At 66.7% G+C, this 22,842-nt stretch carries 19 protein-coding genes; 1 reads left to right on the forward strand and 18 read right to left on the reverse strand.

Annotated features, from left to right (window positions below; all coding sequences use genetic code 11):
• Position 1: 1 nt before the first annotated feature.
• On the reverse strand, positions 2–1,162 hold the full coding sequence (locus VGK20_06790) for an alanine--glyoxylate aminotransferase family protein (GenBank protein HEY2773741.1): 1,161 nt from the start codon (positions 1,160–1,162) through the stop codon (positions 2–4).
• Positions 1,163–1,324: 162 nt separating this feature from the next.
• Between VGK20_06790 and VGK20_06795 the strand changes: the two genes are divergently transcribed.
• Positions 1,325–3,331 (forward strand): TolC family protein, encoded by a 2,007-nt coding sequence (locus VGK20_06795; GenBank protein ID HEY2773742.1) that lies wholly within the window; start codon positions 1,325–1,327, stop codon positions 3,329–3,331.
• 18 nt (positions 3,332–3,349) lie between these two features.
• Here VGK20_06795 and VGK20_06800 read toward each other — a convergent pair whose 3' ends face one another.
• From VGK20_06800 to VGK20_06880, 17 genes are all read right to left on the reverse strand, one after another.
• The gene (locus tag VGK20_06800) at positions 3,350–3,661 is read right to left on the reverse strand and encodes a YciI-like protein (GenBank protein HEY2773743.1); all 312 of its coding nucleotides are present in this window, start codon (positions 3,659–3,661) and stop codon (positions 3,350–3,352) included.
• 55 nt (positions 3,662–3,716) lie between these two features.
• Positions 3,717–4,340, reverse strand: a complete 624-nt coding sequence (locus tag VGK20_06805) for a hypothetical protein (GenBank protein HEY2773744.1) — start codon at positions 4,338–4,340, stop codon at positions 3,717–3,719.
• Between the two features lie 221 nt (positions 4,341–4,561).
• The gene (locus VGK20_06810) at positions 4,562–4,738 is read right to left on the reverse strand and encodes a hypothetical protein (GenBank protein ID HEY2773745.1); all 177 of its coding nucleotides are present in this window, start codon (positions 4,736–4,738) and stop codon (positions 4,562–4,564) included.
• A 160-nt stretch (positions 4,739–4,898) separates the two neighbouring features.
• Positions 4,899–5,195 (reverse strand): type II toxin-antitoxin system RelE/ParE family toxin, encoded by a 297-nt coding sequence (locus tag VGK20_06815; protein HEY2773746.1) that lies wholly within the window; start codon positions 5,193–5,195, stop codon positions 4,899–4,901.
• On the reverse strand, positions 5,192–5,428 hold the full coding sequence (locus VGK20_06820; GenBank protein ID HEY2773747.1) for an addiction module protein: 237 nt from the start codon (positions 5,426–5,428) through the stop codon (positions 5,192–5,194). The genes VGK20_06815 and VGK20_06820 overlap by 4 nt, the downstream gene beginning before the upstream one ends.
• 165 nt (positions 5,429–5,593) lie before the next feature.
• A complete protein-coding gene (gene folE / locus VGK20_06825) occupies positions 5,594–6,160 on the reverse strand; it encodes a GTP cyclohydrolase I FolE (GenBank protein ID HEY2773748.1) in 567 nt (188 codons plus the stop codon).
• Positions 6,161–6,164: 4 nt separating this feature from the next.
• Positions 6,165–7,301, reverse strand: a complete 1,137-nt coding sequence (locus VGK20_06830) for a phosphotransferase (protein HEY2773749.1) — start codon at positions 7,299–7,301, stop codon at positions 6,165–6,167.
• 111 nt (positions 7,302–7,412) lie between these two features.
• Positions 7,413–9,062, reverse strand: a complete 1,650-nt coding sequence (locus VGK20_06835) for a glycerol-3-phosphate dehydrogenase/oxidase (GenBank protein HEY2773750.1) — start codon at positions 9,060–9,062, stop codon at positions 7,413–7,415.
• Positions 9,063–9,067: 5 nt separating this feature from the next.
• Entirely contained in the window at positions 9,068–9,823 is a 756-nt protein-coding gene (locus tag VGK20_06840) for a 7-carboxy-7-deazaguanine synthase QueE (protein ID HEY2773751.1), read from the reverse strand.
• Between the two features lie 43 nt (positions 9,824–9,866).
• Positions 9,867–11,159 carry a DUF4147 domain-containing protein gene (locus VGK20_06845; protein ID HEY2773752.1) on the reverse strand — a complete coding sequence of 431 codons (1,293 nt, stop codon included), beginning with the start codon at positions 11,157–11,159 and terminating at the stop codon, positions 9,867–9,869.
• 28 nt (positions 11,160–11,187) lie between these two features.
• Positions 11,188–11,613 carry a TraR/DksA family transcriptional regulator gene (locus VGK20_06850; GenBank protein ID HEY2773753.1) on the reverse strand — a complete coding sequence of 142 codons (426 nt, stop codon included), beginning with the start codon at positions 11,611–11,613 and terminating at the stop codon, positions 11,188–11,190.
• 104 nt (positions 11,614–11,717) lie between these two features.
• Positions 11,718–13,076: a 30S ribosomal protein S12 methylthiotransferase RimO gene (gene rimO, locus VGK20_06855; protein HEY2773754.1), complete on the reverse strand. Its 1,359-nt coding sequence runs from the start codon at positions 13,074–13,076 to the stop codon at positions 11,718–11,720.
• A 50-nt stretch (positions 13,077–13,126) separates the two neighbouring features.
• Complete coding sequence (locus VGK20_06860) at positions 13,127–13,612, reverse strand: YajQ family cyclic di-GMP-binding protein (GenBank protein ID HEY2773755.1); 486 nt, start codon at positions 13,610–13,612, stop codon at positions 13,127–13,129.
• Between the two features lie 352 nt (positions 13,613–13,964).
• Positions 13,965–14,534 (reverse strand): outer membrane lipoprotein carrier protein LolA, encoded by a 570-nt coding sequence (locus tag VGK20_06865; GenBank protein ID HEY2773756.1) that lies wholly within the window; start codon positions 14,532–14,534, stop codon positions 13,965–13,967.
• A 575-nt stretch (positions 14,535–15,109) separates the two neighbouring features.
• Positions 15,110–17,497 carry a DNA translocase FtsK 4TM domain-containing protein gene (locus VGK20_06870; GenBank protein ID HEY2773757.1) on the reverse strand — a complete coding sequence of 796 codons (2,388 nt, stop codon included), beginning with the start codon at positions 17,495–17,497 and terminating at the stop codon, positions 15,110–15,112.
• A 247-nt stretch (positions 17,498–17,744) separates the two neighbouring features.
• The gene (locus VGK20_06875) at positions 17,745–18,203 is read right to left on the reverse strand and encodes a hypothetical protein (GenBank protein HEY2773758.1); all 459 of its coding nucleotides are present in this window, start codon (positions 18,201–18,203) and stop codon (positions 17,745–17,747) included.
• Positions 18,200–22,663: an RHS repeat-associated core domain-containing protein gene (locus tag VGK20_06880; protein HEY2773759.1), complete on the reverse strand. Its 4,464-nt coding sequence runs from the start codon at positions 22,661–22,663 to the stop codon at positions 18,200–18,202. Before VGK20_06880 ends, VGK20_06875 begins: the two co-directional genes overlap by 4 nt.
• Positions 22,664–22,842: the final 179 nt, after the last annotated feature.

Genomic DNA, 22,842 nt, shown 5'->3' on the forward strand with positions numbered 1-22,842 from the left:
GCTATTGGCAGGCCTCTTGATACAGTTGGAGCAGCACTTCCTGGGCCGCACCGGGTCCTCGCCCGAGCGGCACGTCGCGGCCGAAGTGCCGGAGTCCCATTTCCATCGCCGCCAGTCCGACCACGACGTCGAACGTATCGGCGTAACCGATGTGGGCCAGCCTCAGGATTTTGCCCTTCAGCTTTCCCTGGCCGCCCGCAATTGTGACTCCGATCACATCGCGGACGTATTTCACGAGCGTGCCGCCGTCGATGCCGCCTGGCACCCGGATTCCGGTGGTCGCCGGGCTCGGCGCCGACGGCGCCAGCAGCTCCAGCCCCATCGCGGTCACTCCGCGGCGAGCGGCGGCCGCCAGGATGCGGTGGCGTCGATAGACGGCCGGCCAGCCCCCTTCGGCCTCGACCAGGCGAAAAACCGCGTCCAGGCCGAAGATCATCGAAACGGCCGGCGTGTACGCCGACGTGTTGTCCTCGAGGCTCTTTTTCGCCTTGGCCAGGTCGAAGTAGTAGCGCGGCAGCTTCGCCTTCGCGCTGGCGCGCCACGCTTTTTCGCTCAGAGCGATGAGCGCCAGGCCAGGAGGCAGCATCAGCGCCTTCTGGGAGCCGGTGACGAGCACGTCGATGCCGGTCGCGTCCATCGGCGCGTCGATGACGCCGACCGACGTGATGCCGTCGACGATGAGCAGCGTCTCGGTATTGCGCGTGATTGCTGCGATGTCTTCGACCGGGTGCACGGCGGTGGTCGAGGTCTCGCTGTGCTGGACCATCACGGCCCTGGTCTCGGGATGCGCGCGCAGCTCGTCGGCGACTTGCTGAGGATCGACCGCCGAGCCCCACTCGACCGCGATCTCAATGACCTCCAGGCCGTAGGCGCGGGAAATCTCGGCCCAGCGCTCGCCGAACTTGCCGCCGCTTACGACGACGACGCGATCGCCGGGAGAAAGAGTGTTCGTGACCGCCGCTTCCATCGCTCCGGTACCGCTCGACGACAGCGTCAGCACGCTCTGGCGCGTTCCGAACAGCTGCGCGCACTTGTCGGAAACCTTGCGAAACAGCTCACTGAATGCAGGCGTGCGATGCAGCACCACCGGCGCGGCCATCGCGAGCAATACCTCAGGCGGAACCGGCGTCGGCCCCGGCGCGAGCAGATACTTCTTCAGCATGGGTTCGAACGGGGAAGCAGGGCGCGCTCTGTCGCCGACGGCGACGAAGGAGGCGGCTCTGGTTCCGGTACCCGATATTCCCGGCCCGGCAGGATGTCAACAATGCGCTCCGCGCGGTTTGACACTGGCTCATGCTGTGAAAAAGCTGCGCTTTTACCGGTGATGATGGTTTTTTCGCGTCGACGCGTCTCGCTCGTCCTGGCGGTCGGGATGGTTCTGGCCACTGCGTCGGCGGTGGCTGCTGCACCCTCTCATCCTGCATCGCTGCCGGCGCCTGCTCGCCCGGCCGCGGTCGCCCGCCAGGTTGCGCAGGACGATGCCGCTTCGTCCGCTCCCGCCGCTTCGCCGGGTACCGCCGCAACCGCTGCTTCGCCGTCTTCCGCCGCAACCGCCGCTTCGCCGTCTTCCGCGGCAACCGCTGCGACGACTTCATCGGCGGCCGCAGCCCCGGGGACCGAAACCGGGCCGGCCGCTGCTCCCGTGACGACGATCGCCGGCAAAGGCGCCGCCAGGACCTTGCCGATCACGACGACCGAATCGGCCGCCCTCGGCACGTCGGGCGCCGCTGCGCCGCCGGCCAAAGGCGCTCACGCGCCGAACGACGCTGCCGTCGGTGAGATCGTCGACCGCATGATCTCGGAGCTGACGCGCGGCGAGAGCGAACCGCGGCGCATGAGTCTTGCCGAAGCGGTGCAGGCCGCCGTCCAGAACAATCCGGGAATCCGCTCCCAGGCCGAAGTCGCCAACTACGACGCGTGGACTCCCTTCGGCGCCACCGGTGCCTTCGACCCCCTGTTCCAGACCAATGCGATCGGAAGTCGCCTGAAACAGCCGTCGGCCAGCGCGCTTTCCTCCGGCAAACCCACGTTGCAGGAAGATGCCGTTCGCGGCGGAGCGTCGATCTCCAAGCTGCTGCGCAGCGGCGGCCTGGCCGCGATCGACTGGGAAACCCAGGTCGTCAACACCAACTCGATCTTCTACGAGATCAATCCGCGCTACGACAACCGCCTGACGCTGTCGCTTCGCCAGCCGCTTCTGCGAAATTTTCTCGCGAGCGGCCAGACGACGACCGTGCTCGTCGCTCGCTCGGAAGCCGAAGAAGCGCTCGCGTCGTTCGAAGCCAATCTTTCCAGATTCGTCTCCGACGTCATCGCGGCCTACTGGACGGTGGTCGCCGATGCGGCCCAGCTGGAAGTGAACCGCCGCTCGGTAGCACTGGCGCGCGAGCTGGTGCGAGACGCGGAGGCCAAGGTCAACGTGGGCCTGCTTGCGCCGGTTGCCGTCAAGGAAGCCCTGGCCGACGCGGCCTCCCGCGAGGAAAAAGCGATCGAGGCCGAGAACGCGCTGACCGTTGCCGCGCGCGACCTCCAGTACAAGGTCATGTTCGGCGCGGCCGAGAACAAAGCCCCGCTGCCGATCCAGCCGGTCGAAGAGCACGTCGTGACGCCGATCGATCTCGATCGCGCCGCTACGCTGAAGACGGCAGTCGAGAGCCGCGCGGAGATCCGCGGCGCGACCGCGGCGCTCGGGCGGCGCCACGTCGAGGAAAAGGACGCCAAGAGCCAGCGCCTCTGGGACCTCGACCTCGTCGGACACTACTCGTTCCTCGGGCTTCGCGGCGACGCCAGGCCCATCGTCGATGCCAACGGCAACGTGCACTTCTCCCAGTACAACGGCGACTACGATCACTCGCTCGACGACATGTTCGGCACCAATTACTTCGACTACGGCGTCGGGCTGCAGCTTTCGGTGCCGTTCGGCAACGCATCGGGGCGTGCCAGCCTCGCCCAGGCGGAGATCAACGTGCGGGGGGCCTCGCGCGACTTCGAGCAGACGGTCTCCAGCGTCGCTCTCGACGTCGACCGCGCGATCGCCGACGTCGATTCGTCGGCCAAGCGCGTGGCCGCCTCCAAGGCTGCGCGCGATCTTGCCGAGGAGAACGTACGCAACCAGTCGCGCCGCTTCGAGCTCGGCGCCGTCACGACCAAGGACGTGCTCGACTACCAGGAGCGCCTGGCCGAAGCGCAGGCCGCCGAGGTGCGCGCGATCACCGACCACGCCCTGTCGGTGGCGCGTCTTCGCCTTGCCGACGGCACTCTGCTCAGCCGCTTCGGCGTCGAAATCGAGACACCGGACGCGCCGGGCAAGCCGTGGTGGTTCAGGTTCTGAGGCCTGGCCTCTGATCCGTCACGTTTTTGCCGGCCGCCCGACCGGCGTCGCTGCCTGCTCCCCGACCACCGTCGTCCACTCGCGAACCTGCCACCGCGTGACAAGCCCACCGCGGACGTAAGGATCAGCCTGCGCGAACGCGACGACCGGTGCGTCCGAGTCGCACCGAAAATGGAAAACTGCGCCGTCGACCGGGCTCGCGAGCGCGCCGGCCAGCACCAGCTCGCCGCGAGCGTGCGCTTCCCAGGCCCGCGCGAGGTGCGCATCGCGCAGCGGGCCGCGACGCTCGAGGATGTCGGGGACGTAGTCGTAGATGAGCAGGTAGTCCATGGAGTATTCTCGCTGTCCGGCGTGGTGCGACTACGCCGGCGGCGCGGTGGAAGCGTCAGGCGACACGCTGGAGTACCAGGAACATCATTCCGGCCACCACGAACATGAAACCGGTGATCATCTGGATGAGGATCAGGAACGCATTGATCTCGCTGACGTGATGCCCCTCGCGCAAGACCAGCCGCTGGAAGCGCGGCCACACCCGGGTGGCGGTGGCTGCGCCGAAAATGAGCAACAGCGCGACGAGCGCGAAAGTACCGAGCGGCCGGGATCGCGAAACTCCCGCCGACCTGTCCAGCACGAAAAGACCATTCCACAGGACGATGACTGCAACGACGACGCTCCATCGGACCGGGAAGCCTCCCGCCCGTTGGACGGCCCGGCCACTGGGGGTGAACCCGGTGCTCGCCAACGATTTGAGGACAGTGTCCCTGGATCCCATGCACCAGAAGATGATCGTTTCCGGATAGTCGGCCCTGTTGTGCCGGATCCGGATGCCGCTGGCCAAGAGCGGAACCGAGCCATACGGCTCGATGGCCACAACCTCGGACGGTGCAAACTCGTAAGTTCCCAGACTGGAGATCGCAACTCGATTCGCCTTGACGGTCAGCGTGGCGAACGGCCAGGACGAGTTTACCCATCCTATCCGCGAACCACCTCGAAAACTCGCTTCGTTCACGCGAAGCCCCCCATGACGGCATTTCGGTTCGCATCGACCAAGTTAGGATCCGTCCGCGTAACGTCTGAAAGACCCGGCGGTGCAAGTGGGACAAGGAGACTGTCATCGAGGGAATTTTTGGTTCGACGGAAAAGCGTCAGCCTCCTCGTTCTCCCAGAGCCCCTTTTCCGTGCGCTCCTTTCGAAGCCAGCGAGCACCATCGAACGTGTACCGCTCATAAATCACGACGAAGGGAAGGTCGGCGCGATCCTCCCCGCGGAAAGCGAGATATCGATGGAGTTGCAGACCCGGTAGCCGGGCGCTTCTGCGGACATCGTACCAGCCGTGACGTGCGTGGTGTTCGGCTTGAGCGTAGTGCACGCGGCCATCATCACGAAAAGTCCAAAACTCACCCTCATCGTCGTTTTTCCGAATGCTCCAGCTGTCCAATGCTGACGCTAAGGCGGCGAATCGCAGGCCGGCCATCCCTTACGATATATCGACAGTGTGACTACGAACAATCTGCCCGCCGGGAGGTGGTCGGTCAGACCAGCTCGATCGAGGAGTTCGGCAAGACCCCTACGACGTGCGCAGACGCCAGTATCCAGGCCGACGACGTAGGTGCATCACTGCAACGACGTGGATTCGATCGGGTTCTGCTCGATAAACAAGTCCGTAAGGAAAGCGTGGAACGACGATCCGTCGAAGACGCTGACCGAATGGACGGCCGATGTCGGGAAATTCTTGAAGGCGGGCGACGGCACGCTCGACCAGCGTGATAAAATCGTGCCCAAGATCGTGGGCCTGCGACTCGTAGTATGTCGCGGCCGCCAGGAACTCGGCGCTCGCTTCTGGATGAAACTCGACTCGCTTCACCGAAGCTTCGAACGCGCATCGGCGAGGACCTGGTCGGCATTCACCCCGATGACGTGTCCGCTCTCGAGCTCGTCCAGGCGTCGTTCGGCTTCCGCGAGCCACAGTGCTTCAGCTCGAGCGTCTGTCTCCGATTCGAGGCTCGCAAGCAGGCGTTCCGCCAATCGCGCACGCTCCTCGGCCGGCAATCGCAGAGCTTCGGATTCCAGTTCCAGTGACTTGGCCGCATCCGACATAGGGTCGATAGTGCCGCAGCGTAAGCGGTCGGGCAACCCCCTTCGATTCCACAGTTGCAATTACGACGAAATCCCAGCTGGCAGATCGGGAGTTTACGATCTTGAGGTCACAAGTTGTGACCTCAAGTTAGCGCGGCCGGCGAAGCGCTTCGGCCGCGCCGGCGCTCAGCGCATCTTGGTCGAAATGAGGTTGTTGAATTCCTGCCGAGTCTCTTTCTCGCGGAACACGCCTACGAGCGAGCTGGTCACCACCACCGAGTTCGGCTTCTCGACGCCGCGCATGCGCATGCACATGTGCTCGGCCTCGACCACGACGCCGACCCCGGCTGCGCCGAGGACCTCGCTGATCGTCGATGCGATCTGGTCGGTCATGCGTTCCTGCACCTGCAGGCGCCGCGCATACGTCTCGACGAGGCGCGCGAGCTTGCTGATCCCGACGATGCGGCCCTTGGGCAGGTAGGCGACGTGCACGCGGCCGAAGAACGGCAGCAGGTGATGCTCGCACAGCGAGAAGAAGTCGATGTCCTTGACGATGATCATTTCCGAGTAGTCCTCGGTGAACATCGCGTCGCCGATCACGGCGCGGGGATCCTCGACGTAGCCCTTGGTGAAGTAGCGGTACGCGCGCATCACGCGCGCCGGAGTCTTGCGCAGGCCTTCGCGGTCGGGGTCCTCCCCGAGCGCGGAGAGGATCTGGCGCACCTGTGCCTCGGCGGGGTCTCTGGAGGACATGGGCTCAGTCCTCCATGCTCTCTTCGTCTTCCCCGAATTCCTCGTCGCCCGCGACTTCTTCGCCGGGCGAGCCGTCGAGCTCGTCCTCGACGGGTTCTTCACCCTCTTCGCCCTCGAACTCGCCGCCCTTGACCCTCTGGTACTTGCGGTAGTCGTAGCCGGTGGCCATCGCCATCAGCAGGCCTTCCATGCCGCCTTCCTTCTCGCGGCGCAGCACGCGCAGGCGGTCGAGGTATTCGCGGAAGTCCTCGTTGATGCGCTGGACTTCGTCGGACTCGCCTTCGAAGAACTCGCAAAGGCGAGTGACGGCGAAACGCAGCGCGGCAAAGCGAAGCTCGTTCGGGAACGAATCCCACTCGGCCAGCGACAGCGTGCGCAGCGACTCGTAGCCGGCCATCATCGACTCGAAGCGCTCGAGCACGTAGCCGCCGTCGACGAAGCACGCCGCGTTGACCGCCGTGGCGAGGTCGAAGACGTACTTGCCGCGGCAAGCCGCATCGAAGTCGCCGATCGAGACGACGTCGTCGCCGCGCGCGAGCAGGCCGTAGCAGTGCACGGTGCCGTGGATGATGCCCTTGGGCAGCTTGGTCTCGAGGTAGTTGCCGAGGTACTCGGTCTCCTCGTCCATCGTGCGGATGATCTTCTTGAAGTACGGCGGGATGCGCCGGCGCACCGTCGCGTAGGCCTCGAAGATGCGCTCGAAGCCGAAGCGGTTGTCGATGGCCTTCTTGTAGCCGCGCCCGACGATGTGGAGCTGGCCGAGCGCGCGCCCCAGGCTGTTGACGGCCTTGAGGTTGAGCGCCGGTGGCGTCGGCATGCGGCCGTTGGCCAGCTTGTAGAGCACCAGGTAGTGCCCTTCGCGCTCGAGGAAGTGACGCCCGCGCCGGTCCGCAACGGGACGAGGGCTCGGGAACGAGTGCTTCTCGAGGAACGACAAGAGCTCGAGCTCGCGCCTGAGATCGAATTCGTCTTCGAGCGACCGCACCTGGAGCTCGTAGGCCGTCTTGGCGACGTCGATCAGGTAGCGCTTGTTGCCCCACAGCGGAATCGCGCCGCTGCCGGGGCCGATCTTGCCCAGGCCGTATTCGACGGCGATGTCGGCGAGTGCCTTCTTGTCGAGGGCCAGTGGCTGCAGCGGCATCGGGTCAGCGTCGACTTCGCGCAAAGCGCGGGAAAATCCGGGGAAAAAAGTGGACGGGATATGCTGCCGCGTTAGAGTAAAGTCAATATCGGGCGCATAAATAGCGAAAACTCACGCGACGTCGGCTGTCGGCGCGCGCGTCGTGAATGCCTCCGATTCGAGGCGCAGGCGCTCGCGGTAAGCCCGGATTTCCGCTTCGGCGCGCCTTTGGTCCCACCCGAAATGACGCGCGAGGTGGTCGGCGACGACTCGCACGACGTCCCCCTCCCGCTCCCGGCTGCGCAGCGCGAGCGGGACGCGACGCGACAGGACATCTTCGATCGAGCAGGCCATCTCGTACTCGATCGCGTGCACGATTTCGGCGATGAGGTCGGGACGATCGGAGACGGCGCGAGCCCCGAGACTCTCATCGTGCCGCACCAGGGCCGCGATTTCGCCGGACAAGGCCCCGTAGCGTCGGCGGATGTGCTCCTCGCGCGAGGACGGCTCGTCGTCGGCCGCATCTCCGGGCGCAAATCCCGAGCCGCCCGGCAGGGGAACGCTCGCGGTGCGGCACGGTCCCACCCGGCGGCCGATCCTGGCGGCCGCACGATCCACCAGCACCTCGGCCACGCGCCGGTGCGTCGTCAGTTTGCCGCCGCCGAGGGAGAGCAGGCCGGCCGGGCTCTCGAACACCTGGTCTTCGCGGCTGACGTCGGATGCCGTGCGCTCGTCTTCGGGCGCAACCAGCGGCCGCAGGCCCGCCCACGTCGCGACGATGTCACGGGCGCGGACGTCCGCCCGCGGAAACGCGCGGTTGGCGGCCGCCAGGATGTAGTCGATGTCGTCGGCATCGGCGCGCACGTCGTCGGGATCGCCGCTGTAGAACGTGTCGGTGGTGCCGACCACCGACTGGCTCTGCCAGGGAATCGCGAACATCACGCGCCCGTCGATGCCACGGATGACGACCGCGTCGCGATTGCCGATGCGCGAGCGGTCGAACACCGCGTGCACGCCTTTGGTAAGACGCAGGCGCGGCGGCGCCCCGCCGTCGTCGAGACGGCGCACGTCGTCGAGCCAGGGACCGGCGACGTTGATGAAAACGCGCGCGCGTACGGTCGCACGGTGGCTGCCGAGGCGGTCGTGCACCTCGGCCGCAACGACGCGGCCGGTCGAGTCTTTCTCGAACGCAGTGATCTCGGCATGGTTGAGGATGGCAGCGCCGCCGGCGCGCGCGGCAAGCGCCGTCTCCAGCGTCAGGCGCGCGTCGTCGGTCCAGCAGTCGTAGTACAGCGCGCCGCCCTTGAGGCCATCGCTCGCAAGCGCCGGTTCCATCTCTCGCAGCGCCGCCACCGTGAGGTGCTTGTGCCTTGCGACGTTCTGGAATCCGGCAAGCAGGTCATAGAGCGTAAGACCGACGCGCAGTTGCCAGACCGGCGTCGAATCGTCGTCGTAGATCGGGAACACGAAGCGCTGGGCACGCACCAGGTGCGGCGCGATCTTCGTGCGCAGCACGTCGCGCTCCCGGCACGATTCGAGGACCAGCGCGACGTCGCCCTGCTGCAGGTAGCGCACGCCGCCGTGGACGAGCTTGCTCGAGCGGCTGCTGGTGCCGGCGGCAAAGTCGCTCTTCTCGAGCAGCGCCACCGTCATGCCGCGCAGCACGGCGTCGCGCGCGACGGCCGCACCGTTGATGCCTCCGCCGACGACGCAGACGTCGAAGGATTCCGCATCGAGCCTCTGCCAGTCGAGCTCGCGCTGGTGCTCGGGGCCTGGGTGCATCGCGCTCACCGCACGCCGACGAGCTTGTGGATCTGCGGAAGCACGCGCGTGTCGGCGACGCTCGCGGAGGCCAGCGCGGCGAGCTCGCCGAGGCGCTTCATGTCGATGCACCAGCGGCCGGTCCGAGGGTCGGAGACCGGCTGCACGAACAGCACGGCGCCAGGCGCAGCATCGGCGACCAGCGCCGCCGCGCGCGAGACCTCCGCCGGGTCGGTCCCATCATCCACCGGCATCTTCACGTAGACCTCGGTACCGCGACACGCTTCGAGGAAGGCGCGGTGCCGGTCCCACAGCGCGCCTTCGCCGGTGTTGGACGGAAGCTTGACGTCGGCCGACACGACCGCGATGCCCGGCAGCACGTCGGCGAGCGAGGACGACAGCATCGCGTTGGTCTCCAGGAGGCACGGCAGCGGCGGCGGCGACGTGCACAGCCATGCGGCGAGGAAGCCGGCCTGCACCATCGGCTCGCCGCCGGTGATCGCGATCATCACGAGCGACGGATCTTCGCGCACGAAGCGGGCGACGATTTCGCAAAGACGCGAAAGCGAGAGCGGATTGTCGAGCGTCTCGCTGCCGCCGCCGGGATAATCGACCCTGCAGGTCGCAACCCTGGTCAGCGAGTCGGGAGTATCGCACCAGCGGCAGCGGATGTTGCAGCCGGCAAAGCGCACGAACAGGTGACGCTGGCCCGCACGCGATCCCTCGCCCTGGAAGGACGCGAAGATCTCGCTCAGGTATGCCACAGGCTGCGCGGCGCTCATCCGCGTCGGCATAACACGAAACGGGGGCCAAGTCCGCGGCGCGTCAAACCCGGGCACCGGCCAGCGCGACGACGAGGTCACCGACGTTGGTGCCGGTTGCGCCGGTCACGAAAAGGGCTCCGGCGCGCTCCAGAGCGGGCTCGGCGTCGAAGTCGCGCAGGGCTTTTTCCAGCGGAAAACCCGCCGCCGCGGCCCTCTCGGCGCTGCCGCCGTCGATCACGGCGCCGGCGGCCCGGCTCGATCCGTCGCGGCCGTCGGTCCCGGCCGCCACGATGACGATTTCCCGCTCGTCCCGGATTGCCAGCGCCAGGCGCGCGGCCAGATCGAGGTTGCGCCCGCCCCGGCCGGGATCTCTCGACGTGACTTCGACCGTCGTTTCGCCCGCGACGACTACGCCAGAAGGGCCGGCGTGCGGGGACTGGAGGCGGCGCAGGATCCTTGCGGCGGCGGCTTCGGTGCTGCCGTAAAGCCGTGCTCCCGCGGCGTGCGATGCGATGTCATAGCCACGTGCGCGCAACTCGTCTTCGGCGCGGCGCGCGGCCGTGCTTGCCGACGCGATCACCGTGTAGTCGCCGGCATCGATCATGTGCGCGTCGTCTGCGTCGGAATCGCGACTTGCCTGCTCCTCGAGAAATGCGGCAACGGCACGGGGAAGTCGCGTGAGGCTCGCACCGAGCGCTTCGATTGCGCTTCGGCACTGCTCGCGGCGCGATCCGACGGGCACGACGGTTGGTCCCGAGCCGATCACCGCCGGATCGTCGTGTTCGACATCCGAGATCGCCAGCGTCGTCACGGCAGCGGGCCGCGCGGCCTGCGCAAGGCGCCCGGCCTTGATTGCCGAAAGACAGCCACGCACGAGATTGATGCGGCCGATCGCGAGTCCGCTTTCGACGAGCACGTGGTTCGCTCTGCGAAGATCTTCGAGCGTCAGCGGCGCCAGAGGGGTTTCGAGAAGAGCCGACGCTCCGCCCGACAGCAGCACAAGAAGGCGATCGCCTGGCCCGAGTCGTCGGGCTTCATCGAGAACGCACTTTGCGGCCTGCTCGCTGCCCGCGTCCGGTAGCGGGTGGCCGGCGCGAATCACCGTAGCGTGGTCCTGGAGCCCGGCGGTATCGGCATCCTCGGGGACGACGGCAATGGCCCGCGCACCGCGCGTGGCCGCAAAGCCGAAGGCGGCCGCCAGCATCGGCGCAGCCGCTTTGCCGGCAGCGACGATCAGCAGTCGGGGATCGCAAAGATCGAGATCCGGACGAGCGGCCAGCGCGCGGGCAGTCGCGGGACCGGGCGCGACCGCCGCCAGGCCGGCCCGCCACGCGGCCACGGCGTCCTCGCGCATCCGCACGAGAGCGCCATCGCCCGGCGGCTCAGAACGATTCGTCTTCGGTCTCGGTAGCCGGGTAGCGCGGTGCCGCCATCGTGCCCGAATCGACGTGCATCGTGCGCTGGGCCTGCTCGTGCTCGTCCTGGCACGTCACGCAAAGACGCGTGAACGGCATGGCGTCCAGGCGCCCCGTTACGATCTCGCCGCCGCACTCTTCGCACTCGCCGTACTCGCCGGTCTCGATGCGATGCAGTGCATCTTCGATGAGCTGCAATTTCTTGCGCTCACGATCGCCGAGCAGAAGGTTGATCTCGCGATCGCGCTCGTCGCTGGCGATGTCGTAAGTGTCACGACCTTCGCCGGCTTCGCCCTCGCGGCCATCCTTCATGTCCTGCTGGATGACGCGCAGGATCTCCTTGCGCATGTCGAGCAGCTTGGTCTGGAACTTGTCGCGGTCGCGTTTTCTCATCACACCAACCCCCAAAGCGAACAGGAACGGGCCAAAAGGCGGGTAACCTTAGTGACGCGATGGCCATTCGTCAATGCGGCATTGGGCGCCGGGAGCGCAAGTCGTCAGGAAACGAAGAGAATCTGTCCGAAAAGATCGATTCCCTGGGCGCCGGTAATCTCGGTTTCGACGATTTTTCCTTTCAGGGGGGCGATTTCCAGTTCGCCACCGAGACCGTCGAGCCCACCAAGAAAGGTAAGTCCGTCGATTTCCGGAGCCTGGAACTCGGTGCGGCCGTACCATGCGCCGTCCTCGTCCCGGCCGCAGACGAGCACGCGCTGGCAACTACCTACCTGCGCGTCAAGAAGCGACGCGGTGATCGGCTCCTGAAGTGCCATGAGCTCGTCGCGCCGGTCGGCAGCGACGGTCTCGTCCACCTCGCCGTCCAGGCCGGCCGCGCCACTTCCTTCCTCCGGCGAGTACGCGAAAACGCCGATGTTGTGGAAGCGGCTCTCTTCGACGAAGTCGCACAGCGCACGGAATGCCGCGTCGGTCTCGCCGGGAAACCCGACGATGAAGGAGCTGCGCAGCGCAGCACCCGGAACACGCTCCCGGATGCGTTCGATGACGCGGCGGATCTGCCCGGTGTCCTTGGCGCGGCGCATCCTGCGCAGCACTTCGCCGTCGGCGTGCTGGAGCGGAATGTCGACGTAGGCCGCGACGTTCTCCACCTCGCGCATCGCGTCCAGCGCGGAATCGCCGAGCGTGCTCGGATACAGGTAGAAGCAGCGCACCCTCTCGAGCCCGCCGACGCGGCCGAGGCGCCACAGCAGCTTTGCCAGGCCGTCCTTCAGGCCGAGGTCGCGGCCGTACGCCGAAAGATCCTGCGCGATGAGGTTCAGCTCGACGATTCCCTGCCGGGCGAGCCTTTCGGCTTCGGCGCCGATGTCCTCGAGCGGGCGGCTCTCGTGGCGGCCGCGAAAGCTCGGGATCACGCAGAACGAGCACTCGTGGTCGCAGCCTTCGGAAACCTTGAGATAGGCCGAGCCGTCGGTTTCGGTGACCGCGCGCTCCATCAGCGCCGACGGCAGGTAGTGGTGGCTTGCCGCGCGAAACAGGCGGCCACCGTCGGAATGGAGCGCGGTGGTAAAGCTGTCGAGCGCACCGGTACCGACCATCGCGTCGATTTCGGGAATCTCGTGCACGAGCTCGCTGCCGTAGCGCTCGGCCATGCAGCCGGTGACGACGAGGCGCCTGCCTTCGCGCGCCGCCTTGACGCGTGCGAGCTCGAGAATGGTGTCGACCGATTCTTCGCGCGCGGCCGCGATGAACGCGCAGGTGTTGACGACGAGCACGTCCGCATCGTCGGGGCTGTCGACCACCGAGTGCCCCTGCGCCAGCGCGCTCCCGAGCATCAACTCCCCGTCGACCTGGTTCTTGGGGCAGCCGAGGCGGGCGATGTAGATCTTCTTGCCGGTTTCCATTCGAGAGCGTCCTGGCGAAGTCGTCCTGATGAAGACCGGCCAGTTTCGCCCTAATCGCGGAAATTTTCGAACTGCAGCGGAAGCCCGTAGTCGCCCTTGCGAAGGAACGCGATCGCCTCCTGCAAATCGTCGCGCTGCTTGCCGGAAATGCGCAGGCTGTCGGCCTGGATCGCGACCTGCACCTTGAGCTTGGTGCCCTTGATGTCCTTGACGATGGCCTTGGCCTTGTCCGTCTCGATTCCGGCCTTGATCCCGATCTTCTGACGCGCGCGCCCTCCGGAGGCCGGCTCGATCTTCCCCTTGTCGAGGCACTGCAGCGACACACCGCGCTTGGCGAGCTTGCCTTCGAGCACCTCGACGGCGGCCTTGATCTTGAAGTCGTCCGACGACTCGATCTCGAACGCCTTCTCGACGAGCTCGAGCTTGGTGTCCGATCCTTTGAAGTCGTAGCGCTGGGCGACTTCCTTGACCGCCTGCCCAAGCGCGTTGTCCACTTCGTGCCAGTTCACTTTCGAAACCACGTCGAACGTCGGCATGATTGTTCTCCATCGTGCGCAATGGCGCGCATTGCGGCAGCCGCTGTCTATCCCTCGAGGCCGAAATCTGCGAGCGCGCGCGCGGGAGCAGCGGATGCATCGAGGCCGGTGCGGCGAAACATGTCGTGACGCCCTCGAGAAAGAACGCGAGCCACGTTTACGCAGCAGATGGCCCCTTATCGGCGTCCGGCCCAACTCTCAGGCACGTATCTGCGAGCCGGGCGCCGAGAAGGGCCCAGATGCGAGGCGGAGGCGCGTGAGTGAGCGCAGGCGTACTTCCTGTACGCCGGAGCGAACGAAGCGCCGACAACGAAGCAGATGGACCCTTATCGGCGTCCGGCCCGGTCTTGAATCAAAAACCCGTATCGGTGTCGGTGATGATGTCGACCGCAGGCGGCGGCGTAAACGTGAACCGCGACTTGTCGACGCCCTTGTTGCGATGCGGCTCGGCAAACGTCATCCGCGTCGTCGTCCCCGCGGCATCGTGCACGGTGACAGCGCGCAGATCGAAAGTGTCCGAGGCCAGAGTCACCTCGAGGTCGCCTCCTCCCTCGGCTTTCGACTTGAGAAGAATGCGCACCGTCGACGAATCCGGTTTTTCGAGCGAGGCCGTGTAGCGCTCGGAGATTCCCTCGCGGCCCGCGAGCAGTTCGACGAGGCCGCCGCGGCCGAACGCCTTGTCGTAAGGGATCTTGTAGACCTGTTCGAGATCGGGCTGGTAGAGCCATAGCCAGGTCCCGTCGCCGACGACGGTCTGCGGCGGCCCCTCGGTGTATTCCCAGCGCACCAAACCCGGTTTCGCGAAATAGAAGCGCCCCGCGCTCTCGACCTTCGTGCCGACGTCGGGAACTTCGATCGACTGGCGAAACCCGGCGGAGTAGTCGGCGGTCTGCGACCAGCGCTTCTCATACGACTTCCACACGGCCTCGGCTTCGGCGCCCGATGCCGGCGGAGCGGGTGCAGCCGGCGCTGCAGCCGCAGGCGCGGCCGGCGATTTCGCTGCGCTCGAAGCCGCTTTGGCCGGCGCCGCCTTTACATCGCTTGCCGCAGGCGCCGCTTTGGCCGGCGCCGCCTTTACATCGCTTCGCGCGGGTCCCGCCTTCGCGTCGGGTTTCGCTCTCGACGGCGCGGATGGCGGCGTTTTTGTCGCTGGAGCCGCACTGGCCGGCGCAGGCGTCGTAGCCGCGGGCCGCGCCGCTTTTCCAGGCGCAGGAATGTTCGCGGCAGGCGCAGGCTTTGCCGGTGCGGCTGAAGTTTCGCCAGCAGCCGCCTTGACCGGCGTCACATGCTTGGTCGGGTGGACCGGCGGCTTGGCACCGGAATCCGCCGGCGACGCGGCAGGTGGCGGCGCTGCGGGTGCAGGCGACGACGGATTGGCGTCCTCGGCCCGCGCCGCAAGCGGACAACAGAGAAAGCCCGCTGCGACGAGCGCGACGAGCGTGCGCCGCGCATCGCCTGGACGGCAACGCGCGGACCGTAAGAATTGCAGGGTCACGATCAGAGCGCCGATACGAGCACTTTCCGGGGTTTGGCGCCATCGGCGGGCCCGACCACCCCTTCGCGCTCCATCATTTCCATGATGCGCGCCGAGCGGTTGTAGCCGATGCCGAGCTTGCGCTGGAGCCATGAAGTCGAGCCCTGGCCGTGCTGGGTTACCAGCGAGACGGCACGGTCGTAGAGCTCGTCGTACGTGTCCTCACCGTCCTCGTCGTCGCCGTCTTCGCTGCCGGTTTCGAGGATTTCCATGCGGTAGTCGGGCTCGCCCTGGCCGCGCAGGAAATCGACGATCAGCTTGATTTCGCCGTCGCCGACGAGGCCTCCGTGCAGGCGCTGCAGGTGCGACGTCCCGGGCGCCATGTAGAGCGCATCGCCGTTGCCGAGAAGGCGGTCGGCACCGACGGTGTCCAGGATGGTCCGCGAATCCGGACGCGACGTGACCTGGAACGAAATGCGCGACGGGAAGTTCGCCTTGATCAGTCCGGTGATGACGTCCACCGAGGGTCGCTGCGTCGCGACGATGAGGTGGATGCCGGCTGCGCGCGCTTTTTGCGCAAGCCGGGTGATCGCGGATTCGACTTCGCGGCCGACCGTCATCATCAGGTCGGCCAGCTCGTCGATGATGACGAGGATGCGCGGCAGGTGTTCGTGCCGCAGCGCCGGAATTTCCGGCGCTGCATCCGCGACTGCCTCGCCTTCACCCTCCGCATCGGATTCGGATTCGGTCGCAGCAGCCTTCGCCACCGGTTTCGCACGGCCGGCTTCGGCCGCTGCGGCGGCGGCCTCCTCGGCGATGCGGCGGTTGTAGTCGTCGAGGCTGCGGACTTTCTTGTCCTTCATCAGCTCGAAGCGCCGGTCCATCTCGCGCATCACGTTGGCCAGCGCGGCCGCGGCCTTCTTGACGTCGGTGACGACCGGCACGAGCAGGTGCGGAATCCCTTCGTACAGCGACAGCTCGAGCATCTTCGGGTCGATCATGATGAAGCGCACGTCGTTCGGCGTGGCCTTGTACAGGATCGACAGGATGTACGTATTGAGCGCGACCGACTTTCCGGTGCCGGTGGCGCCGGCCATCAGAAGGTGCGGCATCTTGGCGAGGTCTGCGTAAACGGCGCGTCCGGTCGTGTCGCGGCCGAGAGCGAGCGCAAGAGGCGAGCGATGGTCGCGGAACTCGGCCGCGTCCACGAGGTCGCGCAGACCGACGACGGCGCGGTTCTTGTTCGAGACCTCGATGCCGACGCAGTTCTTGCCGGGAATCGGCGCGACGATGCGAACGCCGTGCGCGCGAAGCGCCATCGTCAGGTCGTCGCAGAGATTGACGACGCGGCTGACCTTGACGCCGGCTTCCGGCTCGAACTCGTAGGTGGTGATGACGGGCCCGGGCCGCACTGCCGTGACGCGGCCGCCGACCCCGAACGTCGCGAGCTTCTGCTCGAGGATCGCCGAGCTGTCGACCAGCGCTTTCTCGTCGACGTACTCGCCGCGGTCGTCGTGCTTGCCGAGCAGGCTCGAGGCCGGGATGCGGAAGTTGCCCGACAGGTTGCCGAAGGAGAACTCGGCCTGGGTGGCTTCGCGGGACTTGGCTTTTTCGCGAGCCTTCGGGCGCAGCACTTCGATGATCGGCGAGCCGCGGCGCGCAGGCTTTGCAGGAGCCTCGTCCTCGTCGACTTCGTCGTCGTCTTCGTCCGCGCGTGCCCGCTGCCGCACGATTCGCGGCTCGACGACGGCGACCTGCCTGCGCCGCAGGAACGACGGCAGCGGCAGCCGCAGCCGCAACCGAGGCCGCAGCGAAGGAAGATGGAGCTTCTCGACGATCGAACGGAAAAAGTCGCGCAGCGCTTGGCGCGCCGTCTCGAACGCCTGGTCGATGGCCATCGCCAGGCGCCGGATGAGCTCCGACAGCGCGTGCCCCGTGATCATCATGAAGTCGAGAAGGAACAGGGAGACCAGCAGCACCACCGAGCCGCCGCGGCCGATGCCCTGCAGCATCAGCGTGGCAAGGAAGCCGCCGACCCAGCCTCCGGCCGCCTCCGGCTCTGCGTAGGGGCGGTAGACACCGAGGGTGATCGAGACGAGGAAGAGGAGGAACACCGCGCCGACCCAGCGAACCGGCGTCAGGCGCATCTTGCGGCTGAGGAACAGCGAGGCGCCGGCCGCGCCGAGGGCGCCGGGGAACACGAAGGCTCCGTAGCCGAAGCCCTGCACGAGGATGTCGGCCAGCGTGAATCCGAGAAGGCCGCCGTGGTTCACACCCGGCGATTCGGGGACGTAGGAAAGCAGGCAGACGGCGAGGAACGCCGCCATGGCCGACGCGACGATCGCCTCGACTTCCTGGATCAGCCTCGAAGGATCCTTGCTGCTTGCGCCCGGCCTAGCTACCGACCCCACGCCACACACTCCACTCCAGCGTCAGACTGCCGACCATCCGGCAGTATATCGCAAAGACCCTCAGGCTGCCCCTCGGCGAGGTGCCCGTCGCTCGAGACGGGAAGAAATTCGGTCCGTCCCTGGATGACACCCAGGATCAGAGCTTGCCAGACTGTCCGCACCCGCCGCCTACCTCCACTGCCAGCGCGCAATGGTAACCGCGCCGGGGGCGGGCCTCAACTGACGGGGCTGCGCAGGCCAGGGCCGATCAGGGCGGAGCCGCGGCGGCAGGCTGGTCCGGCACGTCCTCGGGAATCGAGTAGTCGACCATGGAGACGACCGACTCCATGCGGCGGAACTCGACGGTATCGCGGACCCCGTCGACGTCGAGAACCATGTAGGCCGGGTAGTTCACCGCAGGGTCGACCTTGGTTTCGTCGTCGGGGGCCGTGCTCCAGCGGCGGACGATGCTCAGGCTCTCCGAGCTGATCACGGTGCCGTCCTTGCGCCTCACTTCCATCGTCGGTTTTCCGAACGTGTAGAGGATCAGCCGGGCGACGACGTCGCTGCGCGAGAGTGGCGGCGCCAGGTGCACCCAGTGCGGCAGGCGCGAAGAGTCGGCGACGGTGAAATTCGATTCGACGAAAAAGACCGACCGCGGGTCGCAGGAGGCCAGTCCGGCCAGCACTGCGACCGCGATCGCGACTTTTCCTATCGCCTCTTTCATTGCTTCGCGCCTGCGCACTGGTCGATCTTTCGCGTCATCAGGCGATTGGCCACGCACAGCTCCACCTGCAGGTTGCAGATCGACTTGCACGGACCAAGCAGGTTTCCCATCGGAAGGAAGCTCGTCTGGTTGCAGCGGTATTTTTCGTAGCAGCGATCGTGCTCTTCGCAGCAGCGTACCAGCACCGGATCCCAGTTGAAGACGTCCGCCGGATGCGTGCAGACGCCGTCCTGGAGCTGGAACGGAAGCGGAAGGCCGTCGCCGTTCGGCGGCCACCAGAGCTGGCGGCCGGTCGGATCGACCTGGCGCAGCGGGCTGCTTTGCGCGTACGCGTACGTGTCGATGCCGCCGTCGAGCCCGGCGGGATCGCTCTCGATGTAACGGCCGAGCGTCGGATCGTAGTCCCTGTTCCAGTTCTGGCTGAGAGCAGCGCCTGCGTCCCACTGCTGCCCCGGGAAGCGAAGCGGCAGCGCAATCGAGCCCGAAACCGAGACTTCTTCGCCGAAAGGATCGAACTGTCCGTCCCAGACGAGCGCCTGGTCTGCGCCGGTGATTTTCTGCGGGCGGCCGAGGTGGTCGGTGTGCACGAACAGAAGCCCGTCCGCGTCTTGCCCGTCGACCAGCGCGAGCGGGACGTCGCCGAGCCAGATGTACTCGCGAACGAGCGCCGCATCGCCGTCGGTCGTGTCGTATTCGGCCAGCAGGTGACCGGCGATGTCGTAGACGTATTCGCGTGACGAAGTCTGAATGAGACCGCCCAGGCGATCCTGGCTCGTTTCTGCAACGCGGTGGCCATCCGCATCGTACTGGTAGGAGCGCGAAGCCATCGGTCCGGAATCTGCAGCGACCGAGGCGAGGCGGCCGTCGGCGCGATACGTCGAGCTCACGAGCACGTTGCCACGAGTGTCCGACTGTACGGATCCGTCGGCCGTGTAGCCGAACGCCCGAAGACTCGTTGCCGTGGTCACGCTCGCAAGGCGGTTGCTCGAAGACGGGTACCAGTACGACTCGTCGATGAGAGATCCGCGGTCCACCGTGCGGTGCACGCGGTTGCCGTCCGCGTCGTACGCGTAGTCGATGTGACCGTAGGCTCCATCCGCATGCCCCAGACGACCGAGCGAGTCGTAGCGCAATGCCTGCGACCGCGACGCGTCGAGGTTGTCGCTGATCGTGACCGGGTTCGCCGACGCATCATAGCCGAGCGAAAGGTCCTGGATTGCGGCTCCGGTCTCGCTGGAGACCGACATCTGCGCGAGACGCCCGTCGAGGTCGTAGCCGTAGCGAAGCACCAGACCGTTGCCGTAACGAAGACCGGCCAGGCCGGAAAGCTGGGGAGATCCGGGCATGGGCGCTGCGCCAAGCGCAGCGCCGGCGTCGGCGTCGGCGTCGGCGTCGGCGTCGGCGTCGGGAAAATACGCCAGCCAGTCGATGTCGGAGACCACCGTCTGCGGGGCCGACTCAGCGTTGTCGCGCGTCTGCACGCCCGCGATGCGTCCGGAAGCATCCCGTTCGAAGCTGACGATGCGGCCGGAAGGATACGCGACCGCCGAAATCCGGCCGGCTCGGTCGTAGTCGTACGCTGTCGCGTAGACTCGCGAGCCGTCGGTGCGCGAGACACCGACCAGCCGCCCGAGTGCATTCCAGGTAAGCGACGTCGTTCCCGACGCGTCGCGAACTGCCGTCAGGCGCCCGACTCCGAAATTTCCGCTGTCGGCGGAATCGTACGAGTACGAAATGTTTGCAGAAGAGTCCGACGCGAATGACCTGGACAGAATGCGGCCGAGCGCATCGTACGTGAACGAGGTCGTCACACCGCGAGCATCGGTGCTCGCCGTGGCCAGCCCGAGCTCGTTGCGAACGTAGTCGGTGACGCCGGTATCGGGGCTGCCGCGACGGATGAGCTCGCCGAATCCATCGACGACGTAGCTCGTCGCCAGGCCGCGCGCGTCGGTGACCGCCGTCGTGTCGTCGCGGGGGTCGTACCCGATCGTCGTGCGACCGGACGCAGGATCCGTCACCTGCACGAGGCGCCCGAGCCGGTCGAACGCGAACTGGAACAGGTACGAGCGCGGATCGCTTACGCTGACGACCTCGTCGTCCCTGTCATAGGCGAACGTGGTCTGCGCAGTATCCGCGCCGATCTCGCGGCGCAGCCTGGCCAGCTCGTCGTAAATGCGGGAGCGGCTCTCGACGATGGCTCCCGAGCGGGATTGGACGTTCACCGACGTCGGCTCCGAGGCCGCATTGTACGTGTATTCGATCGTTTCCCCGTCGCCGTTCGTCATCGAAACGACCCTGCGGGCATCATCGTATGCATATTCGAGATAGCTCCCGTCGCCGCGGGTGAGACGGAGGACGTCTCCGGCCCCGTCGTAGTCGATCCGGGTCGTCTCCTCGTCCGGTCCCGGGTTGTGCAGCAGCGACGCAAGGCGACCGTCGCCGTCGTAGCCGACCTCCGTGGCCACGCCGTCCGCATCGACGATCCGCGTCGGCTGGCCGCGTCCGTTGACGGCGGCAATCGTCGTGGCCTCGCCGAGGGCGTTGGTCACACGCGCGAGGTATCCGCTGTCATCGTAATCGTACGTGACGACGTCGACCGGTCCCGGCAGCGGTCCATCCACAGTGTGCAGCAAGCCGCCGGTCGTGTAGCCGTACGTCCAGGTGCGCGTCCTTGCGCCGGTCACGTACGGCACCGTGATCGAAGTCGTGTCGGTGAGCGTAACGGAATGCAGCAGTCCGCCGTCGTACGCGTAGGTCTTCGTCAGCCCGGGACGGGACACCGAAAGCGGCACATCCATCGTCGGATGCCAGGCGATCGACGTCGTGCGCTGGTCGGAAGTGCCCGTCGCTTCGGTGATGGTCAGCGGACGACCGCGCCCGTCGCGCGTGTAGCTGGTGACGCGCCCTTCCTGGTCGGTGGTCGACGAGAGGAAACCCGTGGCAGCACCGGTCGTGAAGTAGGCGATCGATTGCACGTCGGCCGGACAGCTCGCGGTGGCCTGGCCGTCGATGCCGACCAGGCGCGTCGTCCACTTGTCGGCGTAGCGGTAGACGGCGCTTCGCCCGAGGGGATTGGTGACGGTGCGGGTCGGCGGATTGGCCCCGTCGGCCGAGTACGAGACGCGAAAACGGTCGGAGCCGCCGGCACGCTCGCTCGAGACGGCCTTTCCGCTGGAATCGTACGCGAAATTCCACGCCCTCACGCCGCGCCCGTCGGTGATCCCGGTGACGAAGGTCGGGAAGTCGGCATTTTCGTGGTGATACGTGGTCGAATCGACGACGGCGCCCGCGACGTCGATGCGCTCGACGCGCGCCAGCACGTCGGGCGTCGAGAACGGATCCTGCGCGGCCTGCGATGCGTACGAGTAGCGCAGCGTCGTGCCGTCGGGCAGCCCGACGAGCGAGATCGCCTCGGCGACCGCGGGCAGCCCGATGGCGCCGAGCCGCGCTGCCGCGTCCTGCCACACCCACGTAAACATCAGCGTACGGCCGAAGGTGTCGCTGATCGATGCGAGCTGCTGGGTGCCGGCATCGTAGTGAAAGCTCCAGCGGTAACCGCTTCGCGTCGTGCGCGCAGTGGGACGCGCGACATTGTAGAGCGGAGGCTTCGCACCGGTCGCGTTGTACGACTCGAGATCCCACGTCGTGCCGTCGGGATCGATGAGTTGCCAGTGCGTCTGCGTCTGCGCAACAGCCGAAAGGTTCGACGGCCAGGCGCCGACGAAGGAGAGGCGCATGCTGCTGAACGGAATGCCGGCCTGGAACAGCGGGTCCATGCTTCCGCTGGAGGATCGCATGAAATCGTACGCCGAGCCGTCGTTCCAGTGCCACGTCACGTACGGCGCCGATGCAGAAAAATCGCTCGCGATGTGCAGCTCCGGCATGAACTCGAAGCGCCACCCCGCGCCTGCGCCTTTCGGTGGTGCGGCAGCGACGCGGGCTTCGCCGGCGGCAGTGCTGCGGTACAGGCGGCGCACCCTCATCAGGCCGTCGGCGGTCTCGAAGTCGCCGGCCTGCAGGAGCTTGGACCCGGTCAGCAGGTCGATGGGATTCGGCGTCGTCGCGTTGACGAGTGCTCCGGACGGTTTCTCGCACTGGGGCCTTTCGCGGCGGTTGCCGTCGTAAAGACACTGGAAATACGGCTTTCGCGTGTAGCCGCCGCCGTTATAGCAGTCCCACGTCACCTGCTGGCCGGTCGTGAGCGCGTCGGTCCAGCGGCAGTTCTGGATGTACCACTTGTCGCTCGGATAGACGCCGGCAAACCTTCCGCCGCAGTCGGCGGCCGCGGCGACGCACGCGGCCTCGACACTGGCGTTGGCCGGCAGCGTGTACGAGCTGTGACAACCGGGGGCACGCCACTGACCAGTCGACGAATTGGCGGCCTGCGTACACGTCGCACCCCAAGGGAAGGAAAAGATCGCCGCCGCCAGAAAAGGAAACGCTGCAGACTTCCGCGCCATGAGCCCACCTCCGCGCGCGGTCGCCGTGCCCCTGCACACGAGCGTGCGAAGAGCGGCGACCGGCGATTGCGGGTGTGGGCCCGCCGGCACCGGCGATCAACGACATGGAAGTCAGGCGATCGGGATCAGGACGCGAATATCACATCACAGGAAATGCGCGCGCCGCGAAGCAGCGCAGC

The organism is Candidatus Binatia bacterium (assembly GCA_036493895.1).
GTDB lineage: Bacteria > Desulfobacterota > Binatia > UBA1149 > CAITLU01 > DATNBU01.